Below are 12,762 nucleotides of genomic sequence, written 5' to 3'. Positions count from 1 at the left end.
TCCTTTTGAAAGCTTTTTGTATATGTTTTTGGCTCTGTTAAATTAGCTTGTTGGTTTTGCTTCAGGTGCTCAGCCAACCGCGGGCAGTCCCGGAGCTTCTCGGCACCTGCACCTGTGGGGTCTCCCTTTGAATCGTTCCTCCCCCAGGACTTTGAATAAACTTACACGATTTCAGCGCACGAAGGGAATGCAAAAGCATTTTCGAAAACTCGCACATTCCCCTTCAAGCAACAGGTGCCGAAATCAACCATGATCCTTTAACACAGCATATTTGATTACCTCAGGTCGAGAAATTAGGCTTTTATCGCAGAACCTGACAGCTGGAAGGCTTCATGCAACGCATCAACTGCTTCAAGCATCTTTCCGTTTTCTACAACAGCAGAAACCTTTATTTCCGAAGTGCTGACCATTTTTACCTGTATTTCATTATCTGAAAGCACTTCAAACATTTCTGCTGCCACCCCTGGATTGGAAATCATACCTGATCCTACAATCGAAACTTTCGCCAGTCCTGACTCCCATTCAATGCGTTCGTAATTTAAACTAGCCCTATTTTTTTCCAATACCTTTACTGTATCAGTCAGATCTTCATTTTTGATCGAGAAGGACAGGTTGGTTGTTTTGGCCTCTGTCATGCTTTGAATAATGATGTCCACATTAATGTGATTTTTAGCAAGTGCTGAGAAGATGGTTGATAAGCCAGTAAGTGAATTAGGAAGGCCGAGAATTGTCACCCTTGTAATATCATCTTCAAATGCCACACCGCGCACGACCAAGTTTTGTTCCATTTTTACTTCCTCCTCAATAATTGTACCGGATTCCTTTTCAATGCTTGAACGTACTTCAAGCGGAAGTCCATAGTTTTTTGCAAATTCTACTGCTCTTGGATGGAGAACGCCTGCCCCTAAATTCGCAAGCTCAAGCATTTCATCATAGGAAACGGAATAAAGCTTTCTTGCATTTTTTATATACCGCGGATCGGTTGTAAATACCCCGGTTACATCGGTGTAAATATCACATTTATCAGCTTTAAGTGCAGCCGCTAATGCAACAGCGGTAGTATCCGATCCTCCGCGGCCCAATGTAGTGATTGAACCATCTTCTGTCATGCCCTGGAATCCGGCAACAATGACTATATTGCCTTGCTGCAGTTCCTTTTGGATTTTACTTGTATCAATGTCCAATATCCTTGCATTCCCGTGGACGGGTTCAGTCTTAATCCCGGCCTGCCAGCCTGTAAATGAAACGGCAGGGTGCCCTTTCGCACCTAAAGCCATGGAAAGCAAAGAAATGGTCACTTGTTCACCGGTTGTAAGCAGCATGTCCATTTCCCGTTTATTTGGAGCAGGAGAAATCTCCTTTGCCATACCAACTAGCTGATCTGTCGTTTTCCCCATGGCTGAAACCACCACGACGACATCATTTCCTCTTTTCTTTTCCTCAATCACCCGATTGGCCACATTTTGAATTCGGTCAACAGTACCAACCGAGGTGCCTCCAAACTTTTGCACAATGATTCCCACAACTTCCCCTTCTTTCTAAACAATCTTGTTGTATTGTATTGTTTGCCGTCCCTATGTAAATTACCCTTTACCGGTTTACTTCCGTTTTTTAGGCAATAAAAAAAGCAATGAGATATACTATCCCATTGCTGTGCAGCCAAATGTTAAAAAGAAGCAAACACAGTGAGATAGCTCTCCAGGACGGCATAGCCCTGACAATCCTGCATTTATTCAATACAGAACCAGCAAAGAAAATGATGAGATCTTCTTCACTTCGGCAAACATTCCCTTTCAAAGCTTTTCACGGAAGCTCATTCTTCTCCAAGCTTTTACTGATGAAGTTCGCACCTCTACCTTCACTTAACGATGTTGTTCGAAAAATTTTGAAAAACTTTCTTTTCGAACACATACTTTATCGCTATAAAGTGATATTGATATAAAGTTTCAATTATTATAACATATCAAAAAATGGCTGTCTATCTCCATTTAATCGCTTACGTTCACGCTTTTCCGTTCTTTTCCTCAAGGCGCTGCTTTAGTTCTTCTGCTACATTTGCAGGTATGCCTATTTCCCTGAAGTCTTCAAGAGATGCCTCTTTCATTTTCTTAACGGAGCCAAAAGCCTTCAACAATTGCTTTTTCCGCTTCTCGCCAATGCCCGGAATCTCGTCAAGGATTGACTGAAAAGCACTTTTTCCACGAAGCTGACGGTGAAAAGTGATTGCAAAGCGGTGAACCTCGTCCTGAATTCTCTGGAGCAAATAAAATTCCTGGCTGTTTCTGGAGAGCGGAATAATCTCAAGCGGACTGCCATAAAGGAGCTGGGATGTCCTGTGCTTTTCATCCTTAACCAGCCCGGAAATAGGGATATCAAGGCCCAGCTCATTTTCAAGCACATCTCTTACAGCTTCCACATGGCCTTTGCCTCCATCAATCATAATCAAATCAGGAAGAGGGAGCTCTTCTTTCAATACCCTGGTATATCTGCGGCGAACCACTTCCCTCATGGATTCATAGTCATCAGGGCCTTTGACGGATTTAATTTTATATTTCCGGTATTCCCTTTTCTCCGGCTTTCCATCAATAAAGACAATCATGGCAGAAACAGGGTCTGTTCCCTGTATATTTGAATTATCAAATGCTTCAATCCTGTGAGGAGTGTAGATGCCAAGCTGCTGCCCAAGATTTTCTACTGCCTTTATCGTACGTTCCTCATCCCGTTCAATTAAAGAGAACTTCTCCTGCAGAGCGATCTTCGCATTTTTATAGGCGAGCTTAACGAGATCCTTCTTTTGGCCGCGCTGTGGCTTTAACACTTTCACACCAAGAAGCTGTTCTGCCATTTCAGTATCAACAGAGTCGGGAGCCAATATTTCGCGCGGTTTAAAATGGTTGGCTTTTGAATAAAATTGGCCCAGAAATGTTAAAATTTCTTCCTCCGGTTCATTATGAATCGGGAACATGGATACATCCCTCTCAATGAGTTTGCCCTGTCTAATGAAGAAAACCTGCACGCACATCCAGCCTTTATCAACCGCATAGCCGAATACATCGCGATCTGTAAAGTCTGTCATCGTCATTTTTTGCTTTTCCATGGTTGCATCGATATGGACAATTTTATCCCGGAGCTCTTTAGCTCTCTCAAAATCAAGCTCCTCTGCGGCTGCTGCCATTTTCTCCATTAAATCCTTCTTAATATCTTTATATCCCCCATTTAAGAACCTTGCAATTTCATCTGTCATGCGTTTATATTCTTCTTCGCTTACATCTTTAACACAAGGAGCAAGGCATTGGCCCAAATGGTAGTATAGGCATACTCGATCAGGAAGGGTTGAGCATTTGCGCAGCGGATAAATTCTGTCAAGAAGCTTTTTCGTTTCATTGGCAGCCTGCACATTTGGATAAGGCCCGAAATACTTTCCCTTATCCTTTTTAACCTTTCGGGTTGTAATCAGGCGCGGATGCCGTTCAGCTGTCAGCTTTATAAAAGGATAGCTCTTATCATCCTTTAACATCACATTATATTTTGGGTCATATTTCTTGATCAAGTTCATCTCAAGAATCAATGCTTCCATATCTGAGGAAGTGACAATGTATTCAAAATCCTCAATTTCATTGACAAGCCTTAATGTTTTTCCATCATGGGAACCGGTAAAATAGGATCTGACGCGATTTTTCAGGATTTTCGCCTTTCCTACATAAATGATAGTACCCTGCCTGTCCTTCATTAAGTAACAGCCTGGCTGTGCTGGAAGCAGCATCAATTTATTTCTAATATTATCATTCATCCAATTCACCTCCCGGGTCCTTATTCCACTTATATAAAACGATATGATGATATACTGGATCAAATATCGGTTCTGAATGAAACTCGCTGACTTTTACAAATTCCTCTTCCACTTTTGCTCCCTGCTGTTTGAACCCTTCAACTGCTTTGCCGGTCACATATATGCTGGCACCTTCTCTATCTTTAATATCCCGTAAAAATAAAGGATATGTATAAATTCGTTTATGTGAAAATGGCATCTCAAGGTATTGAAATACTCTTGTTTCCTCCCACGTATAGACAATAAACTTTTCTTCCTTCTGTTCCAGGTAACTTGCAAGCTGATACATTGCTGGTATCTCTTCAGCCTGCTTCCTTACATAATAGAGCCCTGTGAATGTTTGGGCAAGTAAAAACAATCCAATCAAAACGTTGACTAATTTCCCAGAATTTCTAAGAGAAATGACAGCAATAAAAAAAACAATCAGCATCAAAAGCGGAAGTATATGTCTTGGTTTATCAATATTTTGAGCAAATAATGCCCAAAAAAAATAGAAAGCTCCCAATAAAGCCATAAGTATTAATTGAGGATTCCTTTTTAAATCCGGTGCATTTTTAAACTTAAAAACAGCGATAACTGCAAGAACCATACTGATTATAAAGACTATCACGTTTCCGGAGCCTAAACCCACCCAAAGCAAATTCCTGCCTATTAAAATGAATAGCGTTTCCCAAAAGGGATCAGCTTGTACAGCGGCGGTTCCTCCCCAATCTGAAAAATGTCCTTCTGTAAAGCCGAAAGCGAGCTGAAAAAGATAAGCAAATCCGCCAGTATTAAACGCCAGTGCTGAAACCCACACAAGCTGGGCCATAAGAGCGATAAAGCAATACACTAATATCTTAGGTACTGCTTTTCTTCCTTGTTTTTTAAAAAGGGCAAGCCACTGAAAGATAAGGCCTGCAGCAAACACTGCATAGGATAGCCTTACCCCAAGCAGAAGTCCAAGTAAAATAGCCGGTATAAATCCTATTGCCACTTTATCTTTTTTCATAGCTGCGCTCAGACTCCATAAATACCATGGAATGATCGCCAAGGCTGCTCCTTCCGACATAGGCTGGCCTGTCATAACAGCAATATAGCTGACAGATTGCAGAATCATGACCGTAAGGGCAGCTTTATTCACACTTAAGTACTGTCTTGCAAGAAAAAACAACGGAATCGTGGTTAACAGCATCATAGTCATATTCAAAATGGAAAGTGCCTCTGGCGGATTTTTTATAAAAGTAAAAAACAGTATTCCACCAAGGATAAAAAAGGGATATCCAGGAAAATGGGGCTGCATTTTTACAAGATCATATTCACTAATAGCAAGAGAAAAATCCACCTGATCCCAGCCCGCAGCAAAAGAAACAGCATTGCAGAACCGATAGCCATATAGAGTGCCAAGATAGAAAATCATAACCCATACAAGATAAAATCTATTCATTTCAAACATCCTTATCATCTGCTAAATGAAAAAATAAGCTGAAAAAAGACCCGCTTGCTGCGAGCCTTTTTGAGGGATTCTACAATATATTTTGACCTTAAAATCTTACTTTTTCAACTTAAGCTGTTTTGCCAGAAATACTGAAGCTATTCTTAATTCTTGCCAGGACTCTTTCCCAAATTCCTTTATGAATGAGCCACATCCAGAGAGCTACAAATCCAAAGTATAGCCAATAGCCTGCAACCTGCTCAAGAGATGGATTATGGCTGTAGCCGAACATCGCTGCCATAAATAGGCCAACCTGACCGCTGATCAATGTTTCGTTTCCAGTATCCCGTTTGTAATGCAGTTCATCCTGGTAGTGCTCAGGCATGACTTGAACAATATTATACAGTTCCTGTGGCTTACCTTCCGCATCCGTATACAGGGAACCCATCTTTCCTAAATCCTGCAAGACTCCGATACCTTGTACAAGAAGGCCTGCAGCAATAAACATGATGAGTACGCCCGTTACACGGAAGAAAGCTTTTAATGATATTTTCATTGTACCTGAGAAGAACAAATAGCCAATCATTAAAGCAAGAAGCAAACCGCTTAATGCTCCAAAGCTTTGAAATACTTTTGTCACATCCCCACCGCTGATCGCAGCAAAGAAGAATACAGTCTCCACACCTTCACGAACTACAATCAGATAGGAGTGTAGAATCATAGCGCCTATGCTTCCTGCAGTTAAAGCAGCATTTATTTTCTTTTGCATGTCGCCGTTAATATCTTTGGATTGTTTAGCCATCCAGACAACCATATGGGTCAGAAGGAAGACTGATGCAAACATGATTCCGACCTTTAGGTAAACCTCTGATCCAAAGCTGGCAAAGCCGGTGAAAATAACCTGGAACAGCAATGCTACGAGAAAGCTCGTTACCAATGCAAGCAGGACACCGACATATACCCATTTCTTGTATTTATCAGCATTCAGCCTTGTCAAATAAGAAAGAATCAAACCTACAATTAACGTTGCTTCAAGTGCTTCCCGGAGCGTGATGAGAAAAGCCTGAAAGTCCATTTTGAGAATCCCCCTCAAATGATGCTTTATTTTTTCTTGCGAAGCTTTTGAGTAACAATGATGAGAATAAAGGCAACAATCAAAACGGCTGAAAAGATGAGCCATAATGTTGAATTTCCTTCATCATCCCCTGAAAAAATCCCCAGATTTTCTTCGGTTAAGTGGCTTTTATCTTTTTCTTCTTCAGAAACAATCGGGAACAAAGGATGAAGAACCTCTATTATGTAATCCACTTTTTCGTCAAATAGTTCTTTATCACTGTTTTTGCTTCCAATACCAAATAACCCCGGATTTCCAAGTGCGGTTAGTGCATCATCAAACGCTTTATATATATTATCAACTGTTTCTTGATCTGCTTTCTTAATTACTTCAGGCTCCAAAACTGTAAAAGTGCCTCTTGCCTTTGCTAGCAATAACTTTGCCTGCCCATAATCATCAAATTGTTCCTGGGCAAAGTGAAGGCGGCGTTCCACATTCAGTTCCATAGCAGCCTGATAGCTTCTTAGGAGCAAGTCTTTGTCTTTCGTTTCCAATGCCTTTTCCATGTCGGGTTTTACCTTTGTAAAATAAAGGTCAAAATCCTTCTGGTAGGTATCATAAATTTTGCGTGCATTGTCCCAATCGTCATTTTCAACATAAGCTTCCAGTTCTTTATATGCTTCAGCGAATTGTTCTTTTCCTGGATTTCCGTATGAATATGCGTGGGCTGTTAGCGAAAAACTATTATTGAGAACGAATATCAATATCAAACAAAAAGAAAAGAGTTTTTTCATCTAACTTCCTCCTACATTGATAATGATAATAATTATCAGTCTAATTGTCAATGTCAATTTGCAATTGTCACACTTTTGCCATTACTTTTTGCTATTTTCATTTGACTGTTTGACTCAAGAATATGGGCCGTAAAATCAATATCCACTTTTCGTACAGGCCTTCTGATTTCTTTCCAAATGGCTGGGATAACAGAGCTTAAATACCCTTTGAATGTGATGAATGATTCTCCGGTAGAACGGACCCGATACTGAATGGGAACTTCCTTCACTCTGAAGCCTTTCCGGATCAGATTGAGAGATAATACCTGCGCATAATTGTAATCATGGATAATTTCCGCGTGCTGTAAAGCCTGCCTAGAAAAAGCCCTCATGCCAGATTGCCCGTCAACAATCCACTTTCTTAGGATTACCGATTGAACCAATGTAAAACAATAATTACCGAGGCGTCGATGTAGCTTCATTCCTTTAATCGTTCCCATAAAACGTGAACCCATTGTGTAATCAGCTTCGCCTCTAAAAATGGGTGCCAATAAATCCGGAATCTGACTGGCCGGATATTCGCCGTCAGCATCGATCATGACACCAATGTCTGCTCCCCTTGAATAACATTCCTGCAAACCTGCCCTTACTGCTGCTCCTAGCCCTTTATTGGATTTAAAGCTGACTATATAATCTGCACCTGCTTTTCTTGAGATCTCAACCGTTCGATCCTTTGAACCATCATCGATTACAAGTACTTTTACTTCTGCCAGCGGATGAAAATCACGGGGGATCCCGCGTATAACATCCCCGATTGATCCCTCTTCATTGAATGCCGGCAGAAAGACGATCACTGTCTGTTTTTTCATGTCCTGTCGCTTCCCTTCCGGATTGCCTCTTCCAAAATTTTCCCCCTACTTTGCTCAGGGAATGGTGCTCCCAATAAATAAGCAATAGTCGGAGCCATTGATACAAGGCTGTGTTTTTCTTCTACTTTTTTACCTTTATGAATATTTGGGCCGTGTACGATAAACGGGACAAAACGCTCTCCTTCATCTAAATGGCCATGCCCTCCAATCCCATCGGCCTGTCCATGGTCCGCGCATATCATTAAGGTTGTGTTTTCCATTTTCCCATCACGCTCAAGCTCTTCAACAAAATCTTTGACCAAGGTGTCCGCTTCTTTTATTTTCTGCAGGTATTCATCGTATAATACCCCTCTGCTGTGCCCTGTCTGGTCTGTAGCAATCATTTGAACAATGAATAAATCCGGGTCCTGCTCTTTCATAATTTTCTTTGCCCTTGCCATGATATTGGGGTCCGCTTTGTCATTATGCATAACAGCTGTAACAGTCTCTACATCGCTTCCCATTGAGTCTACAAGATGGGCAATACCCAGAAGCCTTCCTTTTTTCCCCACTTTACGCAAAGAATCAAAAATACTTTCTGTGTTTATGCCCAGCTTCCATACCATATTGGATTTAATGCCGTGCTCAAACGGATATGTACCGGTAAACATGCTGGAGAAACAAACCACCGTCCGCGCAGGGTAGACTGTCTCCATATTCATATATTCAGTTCCAGTTTCCTTCAAATAATCAAGGAAAGGTGTCTCGGCTTCATAGAACCTTTCTTTTCTCATTCCATCAATCACAATAATAACTACTTTATCTGACACAGCACAGCTAGGCTGTACATAAAGCTCCTTTGTATATTGTCCATACATTTTCGGGTGCCAATCAAAAAGATTTTTATGCAGTATAAAGGCAAAGATAAAAATGAATAAATAGAATAGTGCCAAGCCTGTATAAGGAATTTCGATCGCAGCTTTTAAATTCTGGTATGACATCTCCCATATTGAAACAACCAGCAGGAATTTCGGCAGCTGCTCCTGGGCATTCCCGCTCGTCGAGTCACTATTTTTAAGGACCAGTTTCCAAAAGCGTGTAAAATTAAGCCATGTAGTTCCTATTCTTAGGTGATAATATAATGTTCCCCAGAAAAACACTGTGAAGAAAAAATATAATCCTGCCGCAAAAAACAATAGCGTGATCGAGGCCGCATTCCAAACAATCAAGAAAACGACAAAAGGAATCCATAAATAATTGCGTAGAAATAAAGGGAAATCATAAATAAAATAAATAACGAGCAAAGGTGCCGCGATCAATAAACCAATTAGCCAGTAGATGATGTTTTCCCCGCTGGCAAATTCCAATAAGTGAAACAGCACCATAGTCCCCAACACAAAAATAGGTGTAAAAGGTTTCCCTTCATTCAATAAGTTCCAGCACCTGGCTGCAAATTTCTCAAATTTAGATGCGCTCTTCATTCTAATTCACCTCTCCTTTCTTTTTCACCCATTGGATGATTGTATTAAGTTTAATAGGATAAATAATGAAAACACTAGCTCCAGCCAAATAAGAGAATAAAAATTTTATTCCGTGTGTTAGAAGGGCAATGGTGTACCCAGTTTCCAGGTCCACGCCAATGGCATTAAGTGCAAACGCCATAACTGCTTCATAATTGGCTAACCCTCCAGGTGTTATTTGAAAAATCTGCCCTGCCACGGTCATACTGTTTACCCAAATAGCTTCCAAAGGACTAATAGGGTTGGCAATGAGGATAATCGTTACGAACACAACCCCTGCCTCCAGAATCCAGCTGGCGAATGTAAAGAGGAAAATCAGAATACCGTTCTTGCCAAGCAATGCCTCTTTCAATACTTGATATTGTTCTGCAAGCTTCTTCGGGAGAATTTTTTTGAGAAGAACCAGCAAGACTATCCCTCCTGCAAGGGCAGTTAGCACCAGGGCAAAAGAGAAATGAGCATTTATTTGAAAGACAAAGATTCCAGCACTGGCCATGATAATTAGGCTGGCAAAATCAAGGGCACGGAGCACAATAACGGAATGCGCTGATTCCAATGCTGAAATCTCCTTTTCTCTGTTTCTCATAACGCCCATTCTGACAGATCCCCTGCTTTTACAGGCAGGACATGATTGATAAACAGGCTATAAATCACGCCGATAAGACAGGTTGAAAAGCGCGGAATTCCTTTAAGGTACCATTTCCATGCGAACGCCTTCAGAATAAAAGAAAGCAAGTAAACTCCCATAATGATTAATAAAGCGAATGGATGGGAGAAGACAGCTCTTAGACTGACCAAAATTTTATCCCCGTCAAAATAGAAGTAACTTAAAATTAAGAAAGAGATGACAATAAATACGGAGATCATATATTTAATTTTGGATTTAAAGAATGCTCTCATTTTGCTTTGCCCATTTTACTGTTTCGCTTATTCCTTCTCTGAAAGACACTGCTGGTTTGTAGCCAAGCAGCTGGCTTGCTTTACCGATATCTGCCCAGGTTTTATCCACATCTCCTTTTCTGCTTCCTTTTCTTTTCACCTTCAAATTAGGGAAGTACGCTTTTAATTCATGAAGCAATGCTTCCATCGTGATTGGGTTACCAGAACCCAAATTGATAATTTCGCTGCTATCGAGCTTTTCGATTGATAGATTGATTCCGTTAACAATATCATCTATATAGGTATAGTCCCTTGCAGAACCCTCACCAAAAACCGTAATCTCCTCAGAATTAAGAAGTTTTTTAATAAATCCTGCTATGGCCATATCTGGACGTCCCCATGGTCCATATACCGTAAAGAATCTTAGGATAATCATTTTAAATCCGTAGAGATGTTCATACACATGACAGAAGGATTCTGCTGCATATTTAGACGCGGCATACGGCGAAATCACTTTCCCTGCCGCCATATTTTCTTTGCAAGGTCCTTCGGAATTGCCGTAGACTGAAGACGAGGAAGCAAATATTACCTTAGGCACACTCGCTTGCCCCGCAGCTTCCAAAACATTGATCGTTGCTTTTATGTCGTAATCAACATATTCAAGCGGCTGTGCGATAGAGTATGATACACCTGGCAATGCTGCAAGATGTATGATTGTATCAGGTGCAATCTCTTTTATCGCATCAATTGTTTTCTCCCTATCAAGCAAATCCATCTCATAAAAATAAAAAGAACCTGCATCCTTTATGCATTTAATATGTTCTCTTTTTTTCTCCTTGGAATAGTAGGGGTGAAGTGAGTCTATTATAGAAACCTCATTATTTTTTGCTATTAAAAACCGGGCTAGGTGGCTTCCAATAAAGCCTGCGCCCCCTGTAATTAAGACTTTCATACTGACATCTCCTTACACTAGATAGACAAAAGCTATTCTATCATAGCCGCAGATGAATTTCCTGCTAGTCTATTCAGGCAATTGCCGGAAATCAGACATCCTATTATGTTCCCAATAAGAAAGGCCGCAAATCTGCGGCCTTTTCATTATTGAAGCAATTGATCAACAGTCTGGATGATCGCATCGCTATGTGTTTTAGCTTCTTCCTGGCTGCCTTCCGATACAGCATTAAACCATTCTTCCGCATGTGTAAATGCTTCCTGTGCCTTATCTTCACCAAGTTTTTCATTCAATTGGATTTGAAGTGCCTTCAAGAACATGTTTCCTTCAAGAGCCTGGGTTTTTGCATCAACTAATTTATCTTCACCAAGAGATGCTGGCACTTTTTCATGATAGCTCTTTATTTTTCCGACAATTGCTTTATTGAACAGGCTATTTACTTCGTCAGCTTTGATGGAAGCTGGTTCTGTAGCATCCAATGAAAATAGCTCATTCAACTTGTTTGCAGCTTCCTCGTCTCCGCCTGATAATGAACCTTTAATCGCTTGATAAAAGCCCCATGCTTCTGCCTGCATATTTTTTAATTCTGCTTCATCTTTACCTTCTTTTACAGCCGCTTCAATTTTTTCTGCATAAGAAGCTGACGCAAGATAATAGCTCTTGTACACTGATTTGTCTGTTAATTGGATGAATACATTGAAATCATCTGCATTTCCGGATGTTAGAGCTTCTTCCTGCGCTTCAAGACCTGCATTAATATTTTCTGCAATGCTTGCCTCTCCGCTTAATTGATAATATTCATCCCTCTTAACTGCTGTTGGGACAAAAATCTCTTCTGCAAGATGCTTAATTTGTTCAAATGACTTTTCCGCTTCTTCCTGGTTTTCTTCAGCAAGCTTTTCAGCTGCTTCTTTATGAAGTGATTTCTGTTTTTGGTAGAAATAGGATTGTGTTGTTTTATCTACAAGCTGGCGTGCGATATTTGGATCCATATCCCCTGATTTACCTGCTTCAAGAGCTGCCATTATGATTGCATCAAATTCACCGTCAACCTCGTTTACCCCGTTTTGAAGGCCTGATTGATATTTTTCAATAACTAAGTCCCAATCAACTTCCTGGTCTTCTTTCGCTTTTTCAAGCTCAGCTTTCATTTCAGTAAAAACATTTGTCTGCTGAACAGCAGCGCTTTCTTCAGCTGTTTCTTCTTTAGATTCCTCTTGATCTTCTGCGGCCTGTTCTTCCTGCTTAGTTTCCTCAGGCTTCTCCGCTTCATCACCGCCGTTATTACATGCAGTAAGTGCCACACTTGCTACTAGGAAACTTGCAAAAATTTTTCTTAATTCTCTCTTTTTCATGTTATGTAATCCTCCTGTGTATGATATGAATGATAGTATGATGAATAAATTAATTAAATGATAATGATTTTCATTAACAATGCTTATTATATAGAGAATGATTCTCACTGTCAATAAGCGTTTGGTAAGATATTTGTC

General features: G+C 40.5%; 11 protein-coding genes and 1 riboswitch. All 11 genes read right to left on the bottom strand.

All coding sequences use genetic code 11. The annotated features are described in order from the left end of the window. Nucleotides 1-293: 293 nt before the first annotated feature. Nucleotides 294-1,523, bottom strand: coding sequence for an aspartate kinase (locus AC3ZVC_RS09910; RefSeq protein WP_490068187.1), 1,230 nt, complete (start codon nucleotides 1,521-1,523; stop codon nucleotides 294-296). A 160-nt stretch (nucleotides 1,524-1,683) separates the two neighbouring features. Next, a riboswitch (Lysine riboswitch) is annotated at nucleotides 1,684-1,863 on the bottom strand. Nucleotides 1,864-2,002: 139 nt separating this feature from the next. After that, nucleotides 2,003-3,790, bottom strand: a complete 1,788-nt coding sequence (uvrC, locus tag AC3ZVC_RS09905; protein WP_490068186.1) for an excinuclease ABC subunit UvrC — start codon at nucleotides 3,788-3,790, stop codon at nucleotides 2,003-2,005. Beyond that, nucleotides 3,783-5,255, bottom strand: a complete 1,473-nt coding sequence (locus AC3ZVC_RS09900) for a glycosyltransferase family 39 protein (RefSeq protein ID WP_490068185.1) — start codon at nucleotides 5,253-5,255, stop codon at nucleotides 3,783-3,785. Before AC3ZVC_RS09900 ends, uvrC begins: the two co-directional genes overlap by 8 nt. 118 nt (nucleotides 5,256-5,373) lie before the next feature. Continuing rightward, a complete protein-coding gene (locus tag AC3ZVC_RS09895) occupies nucleotides 5,374-6,318 on the bottom strand; it encodes an FTR1 family iron permease (protein WP_490068183.1) in 945 nt (314 codons plus the stop codon). A gap of 26 nt (nucleotides 6,319-6,344) precedes the next feature. Continuing rightward, the gene (locus tag AC3ZVC_RS09890) at nucleotides 6,345-7,091 is read right to left on the bottom strand and encodes a hypothetical protein (protein ID WP_490068182.1); all 747 of its coding nucleotides are present in this window, start codon (nucleotides 7,089-7,091) and stop codon (nucleotides 6,345-6,347) included. A gap of 53 nt (nucleotides 7,092-7,144) precedes the next feature. Continuing rightward, entirely contained in the window at nucleotides 7,145-7,939 is a 795-nt protein-coding gene (locus tag AC3ZVC_RS09885) for a glycosyltransferase family 2 protein (RefSeq protein ID WP_490068181.1), read from the bottom strand. Then, nucleotides 7,936-9,399 (bottom strand): alkaline phosphatase family protein, encoded by a 1,464-nt coding sequence (locus tag AC3ZVC_RS09880; RefSeq protein ID WP_490068180.1) that lies wholly within the window; start codon nucleotides 9,397-9,399, stop codon nucleotides 7,936-7,938. Before AC3ZVC_RS09880 ends, AC3ZVC_RS09885 begins: the two co-directional genes overlap by 4 nt. Before the next feature lies 1 nt (nucleotide 9,400). After that, the gene (locus AC3ZVC_RS09875; RefSeq protein WP_490068179.1) at nucleotides 9,401-10,033 is read right to left on the bottom strand and encodes a lysylphosphatidylglycerol synthase domain-containing protein; all 633 of its coding nucleotides are present in this window, start codon (nucleotides 10,031-10,033) and stop codon (nucleotides 9,401-9,403) included. Continuing rightward, nucleotides 10,021-10,236 (bottom strand): hypothetical protein, encoded by a 216-nt coding sequence (locus tag AC3ZVC_RS09870; protein WP_490068178.1) that lies wholly within the window; start codon nucleotides 10,234-10,236, stop codon nucleotides 10,021-10,023. Before AC3ZVC_RS09870 ends, AC3ZVC_RS09875 begins: the two co-directional genes overlap by 13 nt. A gap of 85 nt (nucleotides 10,237-10,321) precedes the next feature. Next, the gene (locus AC3ZVC_RS09865) at nucleotides 10,322-11,269 is read right to left on the bottom strand and encodes an NAD-dependent epimerase/dehydratase family protein (RefSeq protein WP_490068176.1); all 948 of its coding nucleotides are present in this window, start codon (nucleotides 11,267-11,269) and stop codon (nucleotides 10,322-10,324) included. A 146-nt stretch (nucleotides 11,270-11,415) separates the two neighbouring features. Further along, nucleotides 11,416-12,624, bottom strand: coding sequence for a hypothetical protein (locus AC3ZVC_RS09860; RefSeq protein WP_490068175.1), 1,209 nt, complete (start codon nucleotides 12,622-12,624; stop codon nucleotides 11,416-11,418). Between the last annotated feature and the right edge of the window lie 138 nt (nucleotides 12,625-12,762).

It is taken from the genome of Cytobacillus sp. C11.1 (assembly GCF_058145115.1).
The sequence above is the reverse complement of the archived record's forward strand: the minus strand, read 5'-3'. Positions and strand labels throughout refer to the sequence as shown.